This is a genomic window from Providencia sp. TYF-12 (assembly GCF_041344805.1).
Lineage (GTDB): Bacteria > Pseudomonadota > Gammaproteobacteria > Enterobacterales > Enterobacteriaceae > Providencia > Providencia huashanensis.
Map to the genome: position 1 here is coordinate 847,909 of NZ_CP166833.1, position 19,188 is coordinate 867,096.

Below are 19,188 nucleotides of genomic sequence, written 5' to 3' on the forward strand. Positions count from 1 at the left end.
ATGATTGTTAATCATAGGAATAGTAGCTATTAGTTTTATTATGTAAATTTAAAATACACAGATAAGTATATTTGCTTATTTCTTTTGTTTTTTTATATGTAAGTATTATTAATGTTTATATGGGGTTTGAAATCTTAAATAATATATTTAAGTAATTATCTGTAGTGATTAAATAATATTAAAGTTATTTATTGGAAATTATTTTAAATATATAAAATATATATTTAACTAATAAATGTAAATTGTCTGTAATATCTTAACTATAAGATTATTATTTTGTTGTTTTTCTGTGAACCCACATAACCAATTGATTTTAAATGAGAATATTTTTTTATTTTCACGTAGGGACTCGAACAAAAAAATGCTTGCGCAACAAATGTATTACGTTATAATGCAATCAATAACATTTAGAAACACTTTTAAATACCTTGTTATATTGAAATGTTTATTTAAAATTTACTTACGCTAGGGTTAATAAAGCCATCGCTAATTTTTGAATTTTAAATTTAGCAAGTTATTAGGCTTTATCTTAAAAATAACTATAATTACTTAGTTAGATAATTCGAATAGCGGGCGTATTTATATAGTGAGATAAGTGTTATTACTGGAGTCAAATGGGCTGACTACAGACTACGCATAGCAAGCGTCGCCGTAATACGGCAATTTCATATTATACACCTCTATAGATAAAATAAGACTACACTTCCAGCGTTATCATTTCGATAACGCTTTTTTTTTGTATTCATTTCGCAGTTTAAGCTCTCATCTCTTTCTGGGATAACATAAAGAAAACAATACAAGTTAACTAAAGAATGAATTGATATAGCTAAGGGGGTGAGATATGAGAAGCATCACCCTTTTCTGTGTTTTATGATGAAATGGCTTCACGAAAAAATTTATCAGAGTATGATATTGCCTCTTCGCTGTGGGGTATCGATATAACTACTTATAAAGATAATTATACAACGGCGAATTTCTCTGCCAGGATCTGGCGTGAAACGAATTGGAAGTAACAATGACTTGGTCTGATTTTAAATCTCACTATCTCATCGGTTTTTGGAAACCATTACCTGCAGTAATTGCTGCGGGGATCTTATCAACTTATTATTTTGGCTTAACGGGCACATTTTGGGCTGTGACTGGCGAGTTCACTCGCTGGGGCGGACATGTCATGCAACTTTTTGGTGCGGAGCCTGAAACTTGGGGATATTTTAAAGTTATTGGCTTTGAAGGCACGCCATTAGACCGTATTGATGGTGTTATGATTATTGGTATGTTTGCAGGGTGTTTTGCGGCAGCCCTTTGGGCCAATAACATCAAATTACGTATGCCTCAACACCGAATTCGTATTTTCCAAGCAATATTAGGCGGTATTATTGCGGGGTTTGGGGCTCGTTTAGCTATGGGCTGTAATTTAGCCGCATTCTTTACTGGGATACCTCAATTTTCATTACATGCGTGGTACTTTGCCGTTGCCACTGCTGCTGGGTCATATTTTGGCGCCAAGTTTACACTGATGCCAATGTTTCGGATCCCCGTGAAGCTCAAAAAGGTCAATACTGCATCCCCACTAACCCAAAACCATGATGTGGCGAAAAGACGTTTTAAACTTGGTATGGTGATTTTTACTTTAGCCATTGCTTGGGGTTTTTATACGTTGCTTGATTCTCCAGTGATGGGTTTCGCGATTTTATGTGGGATAGGTTTTGGTTTATTAATTGAGCGAGCTCAGATCTGCTTTACTTCTGCATTTCGTGATCTTTGGATCACGGGGCGTACGCATATGGCGAAAGCAATTATTATCGGCATGGCGGTTAGTGCCGTGGGGATTTTTAGCTACGTACAATTAGGTGCTACACCTAAAATCCTATGGGCAGGCCCGAATGCAGTAATTGGTGGTTTATTATTTGGCTTTGGTATTGTTCTTGCTGGTGGTTGTGAAACGGGCTGGATGTATCGTGCTGTTGAAGGCCAAGTTCATTATTGGTGGGTTGGCTTCGGTAATATTATTGGCGCAACAGTTCTTGCTTATTATTGGGATGATTTGGGCCCTTGGTTGGCCACTGATTTTGATAAAGTTAATCTATTAGAAACTTTTGGGCCAGAAGGTGGTTTATTGGTTACTTATGCATTATTAGCGGTAGCGTTTGTGCTGATGCTGTTATGGGAAAAACACTTTTTCCGTAAACGAGAGCAAAAGTCATCGAATACATCCGTGGAGGCAGTATGAACAAGAAAGACATTATCCCTGATTACCGCTTAGATATGGTTGGAGAACCTTGTCCATATCCTGCTGTAGCAACGTTAGAGGCTATGCCATCACTGAAAAGCGGTGAAATCTTAGAAGTGGTAAGTGACTGCCCCCAGTCAATTAATAATATCCCACTAGATGCGAAAAATTATGGTTATACGGTGTTGGATATTCAACAGGATGGGCCGACTATTCGTTATCTTATCCAAAAATAACAGATACCCGTCATACTTCGCGCTGTAGCGTTGTTGACCGCTCTCACCGCCCCTAGTCACATACTTTTGTATGCTCCTAGGGTTCGGTTCGCTTGTCGCCTAGCTACGGCACAAATTATTTAAGGTATATTAGTGACTTACCATTCAATTTATTAAAATATTTAAATTGCAGATGGGTTTATGAGTAAAATATCGACAGATGTTCAGTTAATCTTCTTGCCAATTTGTAATATCAAGGACTAATTCACACTCATCGTCAATATATCCCCCTGTAGGGACAAAACCGAGCTTTTTGTAAAATTCGAATGGGCTTTCCTCCCCTTCGCCACAACTGTTATAAAGGCGCGGATAGCCTTTCTTTTTTAGATAAGCAATGACTTGAAGTAATGCTTCGCGACCAAACCCTAGTTTTTGATAGGGTTCCGCAATCATAAAGCGCCACAGCATAATGCCATCATATTCTAATTCATCATCATCTAAACCAGAGTGAAGCATGATAAAGCCAACAGGGACATCATCTGCGTAAATTCCTCGGTACCACGCACAACTAGAAAATTGTGCTTCGACCATCGAATAAGCATTGTCTGCCACCATATTACGTTGTGCTTCACTAAGGGTATGACTTAGTAAGCAAATTTCAGAGAAATTATCAGCAGTGATTTTTTGCAAGGTGACCAGTGAATTTTCATCCACTTCAGGTTCGATGAGCTCTTTCATAACAATTCCTTCGATAGAATATTGACCATAGCTCCAATGATGGAGGTTATTATTTATTATTTTTATTTAACAAACTAAGTATCAAATAAATTGGTGGTGTGGATGTAATTTAATCAACCAGAGATTGAGTGAGCAGTCAATGACTTAATTGTGGCTATGTAAGCAGGGTCTAAAAAGAAATGGCAACTTAGTTAGGTAATAAGTTGCCACCGTGAGATGAAAGGGAACCTGAAGGAAAATTAGTGCTCGGCTTCGCCACCTAACACATCAATTAAACGGGCGATCAAAGCGCTAAGTTCGCCGGTCATTAACACATAGTCCGCATCAAATTTTTGGGCGAAATCTTCTTTCGCAATATCATCGTTTTGATCTTTTAATGTATCGCTAAATTTTAACCTTTTTAGTGAGCCATCATCAGATAACATAAACTGAATTCTTTCTTCCCAATCTAACGCTAACTTAGTGACTAATTTGCCCGCTTCGATATGAGTTGTAATTTCATCAGAAATTAAATCTTGTTTTTTACAACGGATAATTCCGCCTTCTTCTAGGATGGCTTTAAGTTCTGCTTCATCCATTACCGCGAAACCTTGTGGTAATGAGCCAGAACGAACCCATTCGGTTAGTGTGAGTTCTATTGGGTCTTTAAATGTAAGTGGAACTACGGGTAAAGACCCTAAGCTTTTACGTAACAAAGCAAGGTTGTCTTCTGCACGTTTTGCACTGGCGGCATCAACAATAATTAATTGATTGACGGTGTCGATCCAAATATAGGTTTTGCTAAACTTACTGAATGCACGGGGAAGCAGAGTATGCACGACTTCATCTTTTAAGGCGTCTTTTTCTGTTTTCTTTAATTTGCGGCCTTGGTCTGCTTCTAGTTTTTCAATTTTATCCTGTACTTCTTGCTTAATTACAGGAGATGGCAGCATTTTTTCTTCTTTTTTTGCACAAATGAGAATTTGATTGCCTGCTACATGGGTTAAGGCGTCTGCGCCATTCATCGGTGCTACCCAGCCTGTTTGCATCATATCTTGGCTGCCACAAGGGTGATAGGCAAGTGAGGCAAGCTGTTTTTCCAGATCATCAGCGGAGAGTGCCAAATCCCGATTCAGGCGATAGACTAATATATTCTTGAACCACATGAAAAACCTACCTTTGTTGATAAATAGCCAATTAGAGCAAGGGGCTATGATAGCGAATTGTCCGTTATTAAGCGAAAAAAAATGTGTTTAGGCCTTGTCGTCCACAATTTTAATGTCTAAGCCTTGAAAATATTGATGAAGACAAGCCATGATAACCAGATAAATGAAAAAAACATTAGAGAGCATCATTATGAGAATAGGTATTGACCTTGGTGGTACAAAAATTGAAGTGATTGCACTAGATAATAACGGTGAAACGCTATTTCGTAAGCGGGTCCCTACTCCTAGGGGGGATTATGATGCGACACTTAGGGCCATTGCAAGTTTAGTGAGTGATGCGGAAACTGCGACAGGGCAGTCAGGGAGCGTTGGCGTTGGGATCCCAGGAACATTATCCCCCGTGACAGGAAGGGTTAAAAATGCCAATTCAACATGGTTAAATGGTCAATTTTTTGATGCAGATTTAGGTCAATTACTAGGACGACCCGTTAAAATTGCTAATGATGCGAATTGTTTAGCGGTATCAGAAGCGATTGATGGGGCTGGAGCTGGCGGAAAAGTTGTTTTTGCGGTGATTATTGGTACGGGGTGTGGTGCAGGGGTGGCAATCAATGGGCAAGTTCACTCTGGCGGCAATGGTGTAGCTGGGGAGTGGGGGCATAATCCTCTACCTTGGCAAGATGACCAAGATAGGCTATTTATTGCTGAAGAGCATTGTTATTGTGGGCTAAATGGCTGTACAGAGCAGTTTGTTTCAGGGACGGGGTTTATCGCTGATTATAAAAAGTTAGCTGGAGAATCTAAGACTGGAATAGAAATTATTCAGTTGGCGCAAAATGGTAACAAGCACGCCATCAAAGCATTTGAAAATTACCAGAATCGCCTCGCGAAAGCTTTGGCTCAAGCTGTTAACATGTTAGACCCTGATGTTATTGTGCTAGGTGGGGGGATGAGCAACGTGGATGCGTTGTATGTCAATTTGCCTGAAAAAATACGCCAGTGGGTATTTGGTCGGGAGTTCGATACACCAATTCGTAAAGCCGCGCATGGCGATTCTAGTGGCGTGCGCGGTGCTGCATGGCTATTTTCCGCCTAATTCCAATATGTGTTATTGGCTACACTCTGCGAATCGGGCCATATACATTAGTATATGGCCCACGTTATCCTCTTTTGTCGCCTAACGATAAAGCAAAATTTCAGCAAATAATTTAGAGGATTAATTATAATTCAGTATTTAAATAGTTTTTATATTACTTAAATTAAATTTAGGTTATTTAAAATACTATTTAAGTTGTGATACTTATTAAGTCACGTAGGTAACATGGCTAATTATTTTATTTATCAAATTTAATAATATTTTAATGCCTATTATGTATAGAAAATAGGGAGTGATTTAAATCACAGTTCTCTTTCTCTTCAAAAAATAGATTCAGCAAAATAACTTCAATTATTTTATGTGAATTTGTCACTATTAATTCATTTTTGTGACCGATATAAAAATCAGGCTTGATAAAAAGATGAAAACCGTGATTTAGTCACAAAAAATGGTTACTGTTTGCAGTGTATTATCATTAAAGATTGATGCTATGCACATAGTGTGAATTTTTAACGCTATTTTTGTTTGTTAATTGTTCAATAGCGCGGGATGAAAATACAAATTTGAGAGGCGATTTTCTCTCAGTAATGGCAACGAAGGGGATTACATGAATAAAGTATTGAAGCTTTCAACGCTTGCTATGCTAGTCGCATTTAATGCGAATGCCGCAACGGTTGATTTACGAGTGATGGAAACATCAGATGTTCACAGTAACTTGATTGATTTTGATTATTATAGAGACAAGCCAACCGAACAGTTTGGATATGTACGTACGGCAACACTGATTAATGCCGCAAAAAAAGAAGCAACAAACTCTGTATTAGTCGATAACGGAGACTTAATCCAAGGTAGTCCACTGGCTGACTATATTGTTGGCGAAGGTTTAAAAGAGGGTGAGTCGCATCCGGCACATAAACTATTAAATACGATGGGTTACACAGTAGGTAATTTTGGTAACCACGAATTCAACTTTGGATTAGATTTCCTGCATAAAGCAATTAAAGGTGCTAAATTCCCATACATCAATGCGAATATTATTGATGCAAAAACAGGTGAAAATTACTTTAACCCATACATTATTGTTGATACACCTGTTAAAGATAGGGATGGTAAAACACACACCATCAAAATTGGTTACATCGGCTTTGTACCACCACAAATTCTAATTTGGGATAAGCCAAATCTAGAAGGTAAGGTTTTAGTGAATGATATCACTGAAACTGCGAAAAAATTTGTTCCTCAAATGAAAAAAGAGGGAGCCGATTTAGTCGTTGCTATTCCTCACTCAGGCTTCTCTCAAGAGCCTTATAAAGCAATGGCTGAAAACTCAGTGTATTACCTCAGTGAAGTTCCAGGTATCGATGCCATCATGTTTGGCCATTCACACGGTGTATTCCCAAGCAAAGACTTTAGCGATATTAAAGGTGTTGACGTTACAAAAGGTACAGTCAATGGTGTACCTGCGGTAATGCCAGGTCAATGGGGCGATCATTTAGGTGTCGTTGATTTAGTCGTAAATAATGATGATGGCGGTTGGAAAGTTGTCGATGCGACAGCTCACGCGCGCCCTGTTTATGATAAGCCTAATAAGAAAGCCCTTGTTGAGCGAGATGAATCTCTCGCTAAAATTATCGATAAAGAACACCAAGATACGCGTAAATTTGTTGGTAAACACATCGGTAAAGCATCTGAAAATATGTACAGCTATTTAGCGTTGGTTCAAAGTGACCCAACTGTACAAATTGTTAACGATGCCCAAGTTGATTACACCAAAAACTTTATTCAGGGTGACCCAGACCTTGCTGATTTACCTGTTTTAGCAGCTGCTGCACCATTTAAAGCGGGTGGACGTAAAAATTCTCCAACTGAGTTTATTGAAGTTGAAAAAGGGGATTTAACCTTCCGTAATGCGGCAGATTTATATTTATATCCGAACACACTTGTTGTTGTTAAAGCAACTGGTGCAGATGTTGTGGAATGGTTAGAATGTTCTGCGGGGATGTTTAATCAAATTGACCCACAATCAACAGCACCACAAAGCTTACTAAATTGGAATGGTTTCAGAACTTATAATTTTGATACTATCAGCGGTGTAAATTACCAAATCGACCTGACGCAGCCTGCAAAATATGATGTTGATTGCCAAACGATTAATAAAGATGCTAACCGAATCAAAAATGTAACCTATCAAGGTAAACCAATTGATCCTAAAGCAACTTTCTTAGTAGCCACGAATAACTATCGTGGCTACGGCGGTAAATTTGCGGGAACAGGTGAGAATAATATTGCATTTGCTTCCCCTGATGAAAACCGTTCTATTTTAGCTGCATATATCGCTAAAGAGTCTAAAGATAAAGGGCAAATCGCTACCAAGGCAGCTAATAATTGGTCATTTACACCAATTAAAACAGACAAAAAGCTGGATGTACGCTTTGAAACTGCGCCAAGTGAAAAAGCAGCAAACTTTATCAAAGAAAATGCTCAGTACCCAATGAAACAGGTTGGTACTGATGAGATTGGCTTTGCTATTTACCAAGTTGATTTAACAGCTAAGTAATTATTCAAGTAGTTATCTGAGTTTAAGCCTACCGTTTGGTGGGCTTTTTTATATTTATAAATTGGTTAATATAGAGATAATATGCTTGAAGTGTTGCTAGATAAAATGAGTCTTACGAAAATGTTATTTTGGATAAATAATGCTCGGAATATTATGACTGTATTTAAATTAAATATTCCGAGCTATTTTAATATTAAAAATAAATTATTCATAAAAAACATTCAACATCGGTAGTTTTGTATTTTTGTCATATTCGACTTTAACATAATCAGACTCTACAGTTTTGCCTCCACGTAAAGAACCTGTTATTGATATATCTTTTCCTTTTCGATAACACTTAATATTGACTTGCTCTTTACTTTCCATATTTATAGAGCATTGAGGTTCATAGACATAGCCTGTAAATGTAATTGCACCTCCTGAATAATTATTACTAGCATAGGTGAAAGAAAAACTTGAAAGGATTATAGCAATAGCAGATGTTAGCAAAGATAAACATTTCATAGTCCACCCCCCTTAATAACACAAGCCACTATTATTAGTGCTTTTGTGTTCTTATTTCAGTGTAGTTCAAATATCGGCAATGCAAAATAAAAAATGAGAATATATTGAATGTTTTTTTATTGAATTTTATATGTGATTGATAATTATGTGTTTTTGTATTTCATTCTAATTGGGGGTTAAAAGGCAATGAAAGATGAAGGAGGAGAGTAGAATTGAAAATGTATCTTTTAGTTAAATGTTATTAATAGTTTTTCAATAATCATTGATAAATCTAGTTAGTTTGGATTAAGTTGCCATTTAATATTTTTGACACATTTAGAATTATTAGGTATCCCTGATGATGACGAAAATGTATTAACTTAAATTAGATTGAAAAATAACCTTCCCACAAAAATATGCAGTAGGAAGGTTATTTGAAAGTTTTGTATATTATTTGAAAACTTTAAAACGCACTTCGTCAGCCATAAAGTCTTTATCACCAGCCGGCGCATTAATTGAGCCAAAAACAAGTTGTGCACGTAATATCCAGTTAGCTGGCACATTCCACGTTTTTTGCACATCATTATCAATTAACGGGTTGTAGTGTTGTAATGAAGCACCAATATTTTCTTGTGATAATGCCGTCCATACTGCAAATTGTGCTATACCGCTAGCTTGTTCAGACCAAATGGGGAAATTATCTGCATATAATGGGAATTGTTCTTGTAAACCAGTCACAATATCTTGATCTTCGAAGAAAAGAACCGACCCCGCACCAGCAGCAAAACTATCAATTTTTTGTTCTGTTGCAGCAAAAGCCTGTTCAGGAACAATTTTACGTAATGCTTCTTTAGTTATGTTCCATAATTTTTTATGTTCCGCACCAAATAAAATCACAACACGTGAAGTTTGGGAGTTAAAGGATGATGGAGAATGTTTTACTGCTTCTTTAATCAATTTTGTAACATGCTCTTCAGACACCGGCAAAGCATCGCCAAGGTTATAAATAGTACGGCGATTTTTAATCATTTCGATAAATGCATTAGACATTTTGGTCTCCTAGCTTTTCATTAGCGCACGGCATTATTATGGAATAAATTTAAGAAGCCGTAGTTTGTTTCAATGGTTATTACTATAACGGGCTAGAGATAAAATCATAGAAAAAAAATTTAACGATAAGGTTCAAAATTTTGATTTAAGTTTTAAATGTTATTATTTTCAATAATATCAATTGATTAGGTGTTATTTTTGTTGGTCGTAGGAATATTATGGAATATAAATAGGAAAAATAAATTAAATTGAAAGAAAAAAATTGAGAGAGTAGAAAGACCATCAATAATATATAAGTTCAAAAGAAAAACCCAATGGGGTGGCGTAAGACCCCACTAGGTAAAGTGATAAATAATTAAGCTCAATCTAGCTAGTTAAGGCCTTTGGTCATTTAAAATTTTGAGCCACCAAAGTTATCATTGATATATTTTTTGACTCATTCAGTGTGGTACAGTTTTGTTGGTTTAGCAAATTTAAGGTCAGCTTATTGCTCGTTGTTACAACCAATAAGCTGATACTATGGTTAATTGTTTTGTCATGCTCTCTCTGTATGGCTTAGCCTAGGATTTCAACAAATTAAGTGTGTACTCACTATCATAAAGGCAGTCAATTTACCCGGTACTGTGCAGGGAGTTCGCTAAAGCCAAGCCCATTGGCCTTTTTTACTGCAATTTGAACGGGAATGCGTTCTTTCATTGCTTCAATATGGCTAATTACACCGATGGTTTTACCAGATGCGTTTAAACTTTCTAATGCATCAAGAGCAATATCTAAGGTTTCAGCATCTAAAGTGCCAAAGCCTTCATCTAAAAAGAGTGATTCTAATTGTGTGCGGTTACTCACCATGTCCGATAACGCTAGAGCTAACGCTAAACTGACTAAGAAACTTTCCCCACCAGATAAGGTTTTAATATCCCTCACGGTATCAGCTTGCCAGCCATCGATGACTTGCAACTCAAGGTTAGACTGATGATTCCGCTGTAACAAATAGCGGCCATGTAGTTTATCAAGTTGTTGATTAGCAAGAGACACTAAACAGTCTAAAGTCAACCCTTGTGCATAACGACGGAATTTATCCCCTTCGGCGGAACCAATCAGCCCACTTAAGTAGCTCCAATCATCATAGCTTAATTGGCTTTTTTCTATTTCCTGTAGCAAACCTTGCTGCTGCTGGCGTAGTTGCTTGTCCATCCCTAACTGGTTAATAATTTGGCCTTGTTCTTGGTTTAACTGTTTAATTTCTTCATCAAGAGCAATAATAGTGGTGTGTATTTGCTCTTCAGGGATATCAGAAAAACCCGTAATCACTTGTTGCTTTAGCGCTTCTATCGCGAGTTGGCATTCTTTATGGCGTGTTTGATTTTGTAAAAGGTTTTGATTGACGCGTTGCTTTAATTCTTCTAACAGTTGTTTTTCCTCTGAGGTTAATAAAGCATCGAGGAATTTTTGTTGGCTGCTAAATGGGCTGTTCTCCAGCGCTTGTGTGAATTGCGACTCAGCCTGATCCCGCGCTGTGGTGGTCTTACGGGTTATTTCAATTAATTCTTGGTAACTTCCATTCATTACAGAAATTGCATTATCAATCTCATTGAGTTGCTTATGCAGTGCTTCCTGTGCTTGGGAAAGCATTTCCTGTTTTGTATTCAATCGCTGAATATATTGACTCACAGGGAGCCCTGAAAGGTGTGTTTTTCGCAAAGTAGATTTCTGTTCTAAATCGATTTCAATGCGTTTTAATTGATGTTTATCGTTATCGAGCTGTTGGTTAAGCTTGTTTAGCTGGTTGGACTCTGATTGTAATGTCGCATTACTAACATCAATTTGTTGGCTGAGTGTTTGTGCCAACATTTTTTGAGTATTAAAAAACTCACCCCGTTGAGTGACTTCAGTTAGCCATGTATCAAATGTTTCGCTTTCCGGTAAGTTGAGGTCAAAAGGAGCTAATGCTAATTGTAGTTGACCTATTTGTTCGCGTTCGCGCTGTTGTATCTGGCATTGTTCTTTTTGGGTTTCATCAAATAACTGTGTTTGGTATTTCAGGCGTTCCTCGATTAATAATTGGTCAGCCTGTAATTGGTTAAAACTGGCTTGTAGTTCATGTTGCTGGTGTTTTGCTTGTTGGTATTCGTGTTCCAACGTCGCAAAATCGGCAACGATTTTTTGTTGGGAGGCCAGTTGGCAAGTCAACTCATCAATTAATTTGGTTACGGATTGTTCGTTCTGAGCAAGTTTTGGTGTAAGTGCTTGCTCACATGTTTTTTGCCAATGGTGAGTAAGTTCTTCTAATTGCGTTTTAACTTTCTGCTGTTGCTGTATGTTTTCGCTTTGGCGTTGGTTTTGTGTTGCTAATAATGATACCAGCCCAGCATGGTGTTGTTTGAGGTTATCCAGTTTTTCGGTTAACTCGTTCAACTGGCTTTGTGTTTCGCTCAGATGAATAGATTTATATTTATCGACTGCTGGGTGTTCAGTTGCTCCACATAATGGGCAAGGTTCACCGGCGATAAGGTGTTGGCGTTCATTTTCTAAACTGACAATTTTCCGCTCTAGCTGCAACTTTTCATTTGTTAGTTTAATGAGTGGGGTTAACTCATTAATTTTTACCTTGGTTATATCTAGCTCTTTTTCAGATTGAGCGAGAGCTTGTGCTATTTCAGCTTGCTGTAGGTGGTGTTGCTGGAACTGTGCCTGAGTTGCGAGGTATTGGGATAACATTAATGGCAGCAACTTAGCGTGTTGTAGGCGGTTCTGTATTTGCTCAATGCGTTGAGTGTTAACCTTAATGTCTTGTTCTTGTTTGCTATTTTTGTAGCGTTCTTCTAATTGACGAAATACCGCCGTGTGTTGTTCTAGTTCGGCACGTTTTTGGGTTAGTTGTTGTGAGTGCTGTTGGTTGTTTTTTTGTAATTGCTGAGTTTCATGTGCGAGCGTTTGTTGTTTTTGAGTTAAATTAGCCCGTTTGTCGGCTAATTCAAAGACAAACTGGCTCTGTTGTTTCCAACTACCTATTTGCGTATGAATGTCGGCATCTTTATGTTTTTCTTCTAAAAATATATGCAACTGCGCTAATTCTTGGGTTGCGCTTTGAATATGATTTTGCGCTTCAATGACTTGTTGTTGCTTCAGCGTAAAAGAAGCCTGCTGCTCTGTTATTTGTTTAGTAAATTCAACCTGTTGCTGCTTTAATTGCGCAATTTGATTGTCAAGTGGGCGAACAATTTCCTCAATGAGTTGGTGCTGTTGTTTCGTGAAATTAATATGTTGTTGATAATCATTTTGGGCTTGTATTAATTTTTGTTGAACAGGGGTTCGTTCACCTTGTTTTATCGTTAAGGCATTATGCAGACGAGTTTGTTTCTCCATTTGTTCAGTGAGTAGTTGCTGTTGGCGCTCGATATCTTGCCATAAGGGGCGAAGAAGCTCTGCTGGGCTATTGTCAGCTAATTTTTTCAATTGGGGTTGTGCATTCTCTAGCGCCAACTCTGCATTTTTTAATTCGCTGTCTAATGATTGCATTCGTTGAGTGAGCTGATGGAATTGCTTCCACCAATTAATGGCTTGCTGGTGGTGGTCACGCTTTTGTTTGAGTTGCGTTTCTTGTTGTAATAGCCCTGTTTGTTTTTCTAGCAGTGATTGATGTTCAGATTCGCTAAGTAAATTAATAGCTTGAGCTTTAGCTTTCAGTAGGTCTAAATCAATTTTGGCTTGCTTATGTTGATTAAAAATATATATCGAGATTTGGCTATAGATTTCAGTGCCAGTAATTTCTTCGAGTAAGTCGGCTCGTTCTTTTTCAGATGCGTTTAAAAAGGCGGCAAAATCCCCTTGGGAGAGCAATATAGATTTAGTAAAGCGTTCATAATCTAGGCCTGTAATTTGGGCGATTAAATCTTTTATTTCAGTTATTTTTACTGTCAGTATTTGGTTGTCAGCAACGGTAGCGAGTTCTGCTTTTGGTTGTTGTAGATTCCCATCGGGTTTGCCTCCTGCCCGCCGTTGGCTCCAAAAGGCACGATAAGCTTTGCCTTTTACCTCAAACTCGACCTCTGTTAGGCACTCTCCAGTATGACGGGTCATTAGTTCATTTTGTGAGTTAGAAATGGTCTTTAAGCGAGGAGTTCGGTGGTATAAAGCTAAGCAAATTGCATCAAGTAGGGTGGTTTTACCTGCACCTGTAGCGCCGGTGATCGCAAATAACCCATTGCTAGCAAAAGGCTCTTGGGTAAAGTCGATTTTCCATTCACCTTTGAGGGAGTTAATATTTTTTAGGCGTAAACTTAAAATTTTCATATTGCTCCTTGCTACTCTTGGCGTAATGCGTCGTAAGATTGTTTAAATAGTTGGATAAGACGCTGCTCACGTTCAGGGTCGTCTAATTCCCCTTCAGCCAGACGACGTAAGAAAACGTCCTCGACACTGAGTTCACTCAGAGTTTCATTAGCTAAAGTGGTTGATTGCCCTTGTCGTAGTTTACGAGCGCGACGTAGCAAAACAATTTCAACGGGTAGGTTGTGTGTTAGAGATTCAATACGTTGTTGAATATCAGCAAGGTAATCTTGGGAAGCGACCTCGATATCTAGCCAAACGGGCTTATCGCCTTGGTAATTTCCCCATGCTTCGAGTTGTTTTTCTATGTCTTTTAATGACCCTTTAATGCTTTGCAGTGGTTGAATAATAGGGATTTCTAGTTGTGTGATTTGAGTGAGTTTAGCGCCATTGAATTCGACCAAACAAATACTTTTTTGCTGGGATGTCTCATCAAAACTTAGTGCGATGGGGGAACCACAGTAACGAATATGTTGGTTCCCGCCAATAACCTGAGGGCGATGAATATGCCCAAGAGCGATATAATCTGCGGGGGGAAATGCCCCAGATGGGAAAGCATCTAAAGTACCGATATAAATATCACGAACAGAATCCGTTAAAGCGGCACCGACAACGGTTAGGTGCCCTGTTGCGATAATAGGAAGATCTAACCCCATTGTTGTACGCTGTTCAAGGGCTAGTTGATAACTGACTTGGTAATGGTTATGGATCGCTGTTTGCAATGATTGTTGTTTTTCTTCAATACTTTGCCCCGCAATACTTAGTTGAATATCGCGTGGTCGCAGAAATGGAATTGCACACACTAAAGCGGCTGGCTGTGACTGTTTATCGCACAAGGTAATAACATTGGGTTCACTACTTGAAGTTATAACGTGAGTATTAAGATAGCTAAGCAATGCGCTAGACTCATTGAGCACAGAGACGGAATCGTGGTTGCCACTTAATATCACTAATTGGCACCCTGTTTTTTGCAAATTAACAATAAACTTATTGTATAACTCACGTGCATAGCTTGGTGGTGAGCCTGTATCAAAAATATCGCCAGCAACAATGATGGCATCAACTTGGTATAATTCGACTTGTTCAACGAGCCAATTTAAGAAGTGTTGGTGCTCAGGCGCACGGCTTTTGGTAAAAAAGTACTGACCAAGGTGCCAGTCAGAAGTATGAATAATGCGCATGAGTAATCAGTTCCTATCATCATTAAGAGCTATGAATATTCTACAAATCAGTATACCTGATCCCGCTAATTCATAGGGGAAAGTCAATTAATTTCTCATCTATTGCGGAAATATTTCACTTAGATGACATTTAACCGCTAAAATATAGAGGAATGTGTACTATATAGATTGATATTCATAATTCTGTCATAAAAGTGACGCATAATGCGTTCACATTAAAAATGTCTTCTTAGTTTACAGGAACAATCATGGCAAGACGCATTCTAGTTGTTGAAGATGAAGCGCCCATCCGAGAAATGGTTTGTTTTGTGTTAGAACAGAATGGTTTTCAGCCTATTGAAGCTGATGATTATGACAGTGCCATCGCTCAGATGGTCGACCCTTTACCTGATTTAGTATTACTTGATTGGATGATCCCCGGTGGTTCTGGTATCCAAGTGATTAAACACATGAAGCGTGATAGCGCCACGCGTGATGTTCCAGTCATGATGTTGACGGCTCGGGGAGAAGAGGAAGATCGCGTAAAGGGTTTAGAAGTTGGCGCTGATGACTATTTGATTAAGCCGTTTTCCCCAAAAGAATTAATTGCCCGAGTGAAGGCGATTTTACGTCGCATTTCACCAATGGCAACAGAAGATATTATTGAAATGAATGGGTTAACGCTAGATCCAACTTCCCATCGTGTGACCAGTAATGAGACGCCTATTGATATGGGGCCGACAGAGTATAAGCTCTTACATTTCTTTATGACCCACCCGGAGCGTGTATATAGCCGTGAACAGTTATTGAATTATGTCTGGGGGGCTAATGTGTATGTGGAAGATAGAACTGTAGATGTGCATATTCGGCGTTTGCGAAAAGCGTTGGAAATTGGTGGGCATGATAAAATGGTTCAAACTGTGCGCGGTACAGGTTATCGTTTCTCGGTTCGTTATTGAAAACTACCTAAAGAGAGGCATGCGTGCTTGAACGCTTATCCATTAAACAGCTGATTTTAGGGCTGTTTTTATTTATCTTACCAGCACTGATATTATCAGTTTTTATTGGCCACTTACCTTGGCTATTGGTGATATCACTGCTGGCCGCGCTAGTTTGGCATGGGTATAATTTATTAAAACTTTCCTATTGGCTCTGGTTAGATAAAAGTATGCTGCCACCGGAAGGGCGTGGAGGTTGGGAGCCTATCTTTTACGGTATCTACCAGATGCAGCAACGTAACCGTAAGCGCCGTCGTGAATTAGGCCAATTAATTAAACGTTTTCGAAGTGGTGCTGAATCCTTACCTGATGCGGTAGTCATGATGACAACCGAAGGGACGATTTTTTGGTGTAATCGTCACGCCCAAGCTTTACTGGGTTTTCGCTGGCCAGAAGATAATGGTCAACATATTTTTAATTTGTTGCGTTACCCTGATTTTAGCCGTTATTTTTCCATTAAAAATTACGAGCAAGCGCTAACTATTGAGCTTAATAGTGGTGAGATTGTTGAGTTTCGTATCTTACCTTATACCGAAGGGCAGTTATTGATGGTGGCACGAGATGTCACAGAAAAACGCCGTTTGGAAAAGGCTCGTAGGGATTTTTTTGCGAATGTAAGCCATGAATTACGTACTCCTCTTACCGTTATTCAGGGTTATCTTGAAGTGATGGATGACCAAGAAGGGGTACCTGCGGTTAATAAAAAAGCCTTGCATGTTATGCAAGAGCAAACGCAGCGGATGGATAATTTAGTTAAGCAACTGTTGCAGTTATCCCGTATTGAAATTGCCCCACAAATCAACCTTGATGAACAAGTTAATATCCCGTTGATTCTCAAAATGATTGAGCAAGAAGCCCTGAGTTTAAGTCAGGGGCGTCATCAGTTTGTGTTTAATATTGATGAAAAACTGCGGGTTCATGGCAATGAAGAGCAGTTACGTAGCGCGGTTGCAAACTTAGTGTATAACGCAATAAGTCATACACCGGAAGGGTCAAAGATTTGGGTTGATTGGCAAAGAAATTATAGTGGTGCACGTTTTAGCGTGAGGGACAATGGTCCAGGTATCCCTGCAGAACATATTCCACGCCTCACTGAGCGGTTTTATCGGGTAGATAAAGCGCGTTCACGGCAAGGTGGCGGTGGGACAGGTCTTGGGTTAGCTATCGTCAAACATGCGGTTCAACATCATAGTAGCCAATTAGTGGTGACTAGCCAGATTGGTAAAGGGAGTGAATTTTCATTTACTTTACCAACGGTGTTAATTGTTGATGATAAAAACCTTAAAAAGTCATAAATAACTCCACTTTATTAATAGAATCAAAATATTAATAAAGTGGATTCTTTTTATTAATCGATTGATTAATTCTATTAATTCATTTTTTTTATATTTTATCCCACCAACTGTTCATTTTGAAAAAATATATCCTGAAAATTATCGAAATATGGGGGTGACAAAATGATGGGTTGTTTATTTTTCGAGCAAATCATATAGCGGGGATTGTGATTTTACTGAAAGGAATCACTGGTTCTGAAAATTAGTTTAGTGATTTACTCTTGTTTTCACGTTTGCTATTGCCTTTTTGCCCTATAAAAGTTCTACTTGTTGTCAGTTATTGGCGAATTTTTCTGTTTATTAATTTTTCATTTTGTCAAATGCAAAAGAACATACCTTTTTGTATTGTTAATAGTATGTTTCTCAGAATTCTATCTCGCTATATATATTTCAAAGGGTTGCTAAGTGTAAACCCATAACTTTCTATTTTCGTCACTAAAAATTAACATAATATGGCTCATCGTTTATCATCTAGAGATATCATCGCATTAGGTTTTATGACCTTTGCGTTATTTGTTGGGGCTGGGAATATTATCTTCCCGCCTATGGTTGGTTTGCAGGCAGGGGAACAAGTTTGGACGGCAGCACTTGGGTTTCTTGTTACAGGTGTCGGTCTACCCGTTTTAACCGTTATTGCCCTTGCTAAAGTGGGTGGGGGGATTGAAGCCCTTAGTACCCCAGTGGGGAAAACAGCAGGGTTACTACTCGCGGTTATTGCTTATCTATCTGTCGGCCCTCTTTTCGCTACACCAAGAACGGCAACAGTGTCCTATAAAGTCGGTATCGCACCATTATTTGGTGGTGAATCTGACATGTTGTTACTGATCTACAGCCTAGTGTACTTTGTCTTAGTTATTGGTATTTCACTGTATCCGGGTAAATTACTAGATAGCGTAGGGCACATCTTGGCCCCTGTAAAAATGCTTGCTTTAGCTATTTTAGGCGTGGCTGCGGTAATGTGGCCTGCAGGCGACCCAATCCCTTCAACGGTAGATTACCGTGAAATGGCTTTCTCCAATGGTTTCATTAATGGTTATTTGACCATGGATACTCTTGGTGCCATGGTATTTGGTATTGTCATTGTTAATGCCGCCCGCTCAAGGGGGATTGAAAACTCTTCGTTATTGACGCGTTATACGATGTGGGCAGGTTTAATTGCTGGGGTATTATTAACGCTGGTTTATTTATCCTTATTTAAACTGGGCGAAAATAGCGGTTCTTTAATCCCTAACCCAGCAGATGGTGCAGATATTCTGCATACATATGTACAATACACTTTCGGTAACTATGGCAGTTTCTTCTTAGCCGTATTAATTTTTGTGGCGTGTATGGTTACTGCGGTTGGTTTAACCTGTGCATGTGCAGAATTTTTTAGCCGCTATGTATCTATTTCTTATCGTAAATTAGTTTTGATCCTAGGGGTTTTCTCCATGGTGATATCAAACCTTGGTTTAAGTAAACTAATTGCGTTTTCATACCCCGTGTTGGTCTCTATTTATCCACCATGTATTGTTTTGATTTTATTGAGTTTTACTCTGAAATGGTGGAAGAATCCGACCGTGGTTATTGCCCCAACCATGTTAGTTAGTTTTGTTGTTGGTTTAATTGGCGCAGTTAAAGCCTCTGATCACTTAAAAGTGTATATCCCTGAGTGGATGACAGCAATGCCACTGTATAAGCAAGATTTAGTATGGGTATTGCCAACAATTGTTGTGTTAGTGGTTGCAATTTTGTGTGATAAATTTGTGTCACCGGCGGCGCAACATAAACAAGCGTAATCTAATTCACATCTGATTTTTAGCTAATAAGACAAAGAGGAAAATACATTTTATCCTTCTTTGTTCGCAAGTTTAAAT

Annotated in this window: 13 protein-coding genes; 7 read left to right on the top strand and 6 right to left on the bottom strand. The window is 38.5% G+C overall.

The features are described 5' to 3' along the window. The first annotated feature begins 1,015 nt into the window (after positions 1-1,015). A complete protein-coding gene (gene yedE / locus ABE954_RS03680) occupies positions 1,016-2,230 on the top strand; it encodes a selenium metabolism membrane protein YedE/FdhT (protein WP_042846967.1) in 1,215 nt (404 codons plus the stop codon). Next, the gene (gene yedF / locus ABE954_RS03685; RefSeq protein ID WP_042846966.1) at positions 2,227-2,466 is read left to right on the top strand and encodes a sulfurtransferase-like selenium metabolism protein YedF; all 240 of its coding nucleotides are present in this window, start codon (positions 2,227-2,229) and stop codon (positions 2,464-2,466) included. The genes yedE and yedF overlap by 4 nt, the downstream gene beginning before the upstream one ends. Positions 2,467-2,673: 207 nt before the next feature. Here yedF and ABE954_RS03690 read toward each other — a convergent pair whose 3' ends face one another. Together ABE954_RS03690 and rdgC are read right to left on the bottom strand one after the other, a co-directional pair. Continuing rightward, positions 2,674-3,183: a GNAT family N-acetyltransferase gene (locus ABE954_RS03690; RefSeq protein WP_042846965.1), complete on the bottom strand. Its 510-nt coding sequence runs from the start codon at positions 3,181-3,183 to the stop codon at positions 2,674-2,676. 239 nt (positions 3,184-3,422) lie between these two features. Then, positions 3,423-4,328 carry a recombination-associated protein RdgC gene (gene rdgC, locus ABE954_RS03695; protein ID WP_048608409.1) on the bottom strand — a complete coding sequence of 302 codons (906 nt, stop codon included), beginning with the start codon at positions 4,326-4,328 and terminating at the stop codon, positions 3,423-3,425. Between the two features lie 190 nt (positions 4,329-4,518). Here rdgC and mak point away from each other — a divergent pair, with 190 nt between their 5' ends. Then, entirely contained in the window at positions 4,519-5,424 is a 906-nt protein-coding gene (gene mak / locus ABE954_RS03700) for a fructokinase (protein WP_042847028.1), read from the top strand. A 607-nt stretch (positions 5,425-6,031) separates the two neighbouring features. Then, positions 6,032-7,981, top strand: a complete 1,950-nt coding sequence (locus ABE954_RS03705; RefSeq protein ID WP_042846963.1) for a bifunctional 2',3'-cyclic-nucleotide 2'-phosphodiesterase/3'-nucleotidase — start codon at positions 6,032-6,034, stop codon at positions 7,979-7,981. A 204-nt stretch (positions 7,982-8,185) separates the two neighbouring features. Here ABE954_RS03705 and ABE954_RS03710 read toward each other — a convergent pair whose 3' ends face one another. The 4 genes from ABE954_RS03710 to sbcD form a co-directional block, all read right to left on the bottom strand. Next, a complete protein-coding gene (locus ABE954_RS03710) occupies positions 8,186-8,485 on the bottom strand; it encodes a hypothetical protein (RefSeq protein ID WP_048608407.1) in 300 nt (99 codons plus the stop codon). A gap of 429 nt (positions 8,486-8,914) precedes the next feature. Further along, entirely contained in the window at positions 8,915-9,514 is a 600-nt protein-coding gene (locus ABE954_RS03715; RefSeq protein WP_042846961.1) for a nitroreductase family protein, read from the bottom strand. Between the two features lie 606 nt (positions 9,515-10,120). Further along, the gene (locus tag ABE954_RS03720) at positions 10,121-13,804 is read right to left on the bottom strand and encodes an SbcC/MukB-like Walker B domain-containing protein (protein ID WP_166686976.1); all 3,684 of its coding nucleotides are present in this window, start codon (positions 13,802-13,804) and stop codon (positions 10,121-10,123) included. 11 nt (positions 13,805-13,815) lie between these two features. Then, on the bottom strand, positions 13,816-15,021 hold the full coding sequence (sbcD, locus tag ABE954_RS03725; RefSeq protein ID WP_048608403.1) for an exonuclease subunit SbcD: 1,206 nt from the start codon (positions 15,019-15,021) through the stop codon (positions 13,816-13,818). A gap of 248 nt (positions 15,022-15,269) precedes the next feature. On the opposite strand from sbcD, the gene phoB reads away from it, so the two are divergent. From phoB to brnQ, 3 genes are all read left to right on the top strand, one after another. Then, positions 15,270-15,959 carry a phosphate regulon transcriptional regulator PhoB gene (gene phoB / locus ABE954_RS03730; RefSeq protein ID WP_042846958.1) on the top strand — a complete coding sequence of 230 codons (690 nt, stop codon included), beginning with the start codon at positions 15,270-15,272 and terminating at the stop codon, positions 15,957-15,959. Positions 15,960-15,982: 23 nt separating this feature from the next. Then, positions 15,983-17,293 (top strand): phosphate regulon sensor histidine kinase PhoR, encoded by a 1,311-nt coding sequence (phoR, locus tag ABE954_RS03735; protein WP_166685952.1) that lies wholly within the window; start codon positions 15,983-15,985, stop codon positions 17,291-17,293. 491 nt (positions 17,294-17,784) lie between these two features. Beyond that, positions 17,785-19,110, top strand: coding sequence for a branched-chain amino acid transport system II carrier protein (gene brnQ, locus ABE954_RS03740; protein WP_048608400.1), 1,326 nt, complete (start codon positions 17,785-17,787; stop codon positions 19,108-19,110). Positions 19,111-19,188 lie beyond the last annotated feature (78 nt).

Bases quoted from the DNA above. Each gene is read 5' to 3' on its own strand.
- yedE (WP_042846967.1), top strand. From the start codon at position 1,016: ATGACTTGGTCTGATTTTAAATCTCACTATCTCATCGGTTTTTGGAAA.
- yedF (WP_042846966.1), top strand. From the start codon at position 2,227: ATGAACAAGAAAGACATTATCCCTGATTACCGCTTAGATATGGTTGGA.
- ABE954_RS03690 (WP_042846965.1), bottom strand. From the start codon at position 3,183: ATGAAAGAGCTCATCGAACCTGAAGTGGATGAAAATTCACTGGTCACC.
- rdgC (WP_048608409.1), bottom strand. From the start codon at position 4,328: ATGTGGTTCAAGAATATATTAGTCTATCGCCTGAATCGGGATTTGGCA.
- mak (WP_042847028.1), top strand. From the start codon at position 4,519: ATGAGAATAGGTATTGACCTTGGTGGTACAAAAATTGAAGTGATTGCA.
- ABE954_RS03705 (WP_042846963.1), top strand. From the start codon at position 6,032: ATGAATAAAGTATTGAAGCTTTCAACGCTTGCTATGCTAGTCGCATTT.
- ABE954_RS03710 (WP_048608407.1), bottom strand. From the start codon at position 8,485: ATGAAATGTTTATCTTTGCTAACATCTGCTATTGCTATAATCCTTTCA.
- ABE954_RS03715 (WP_042846961.1), bottom strand. From the start codon at position 9,514: ATGTCTAATGCATTTATCGAAATGATTAAAAATCGCCGTACTATTTAT.
- ABE954_RS03720 (WP_166686976.1), bottom strand. From the start codon at position 13,804: ATGAAAATTTTAAGTTTACGCCTAAAAAATATTAACTCCCTCAAAGGT.
- sbcD (WP_048608403.1), bottom strand. From the start codon at position 15,021: ATGCGCATTATTCATACTTCTGACTGGCACCTTGGTCAGTACTTTTTT.
- phoB (WP_042846958.1), top strand. From the start codon at position 15,270: ATGGCAAGACGCATTCTAGTTGTTGAAGATGAAGCGCCCATCCGAGAA.
- brnQ (WP_048608400.1), top strand. From the start codon at position 17,785: ATGGCTCATCGTTTATCATCTAGAGATATCATCGCATTAGGTTTTATG.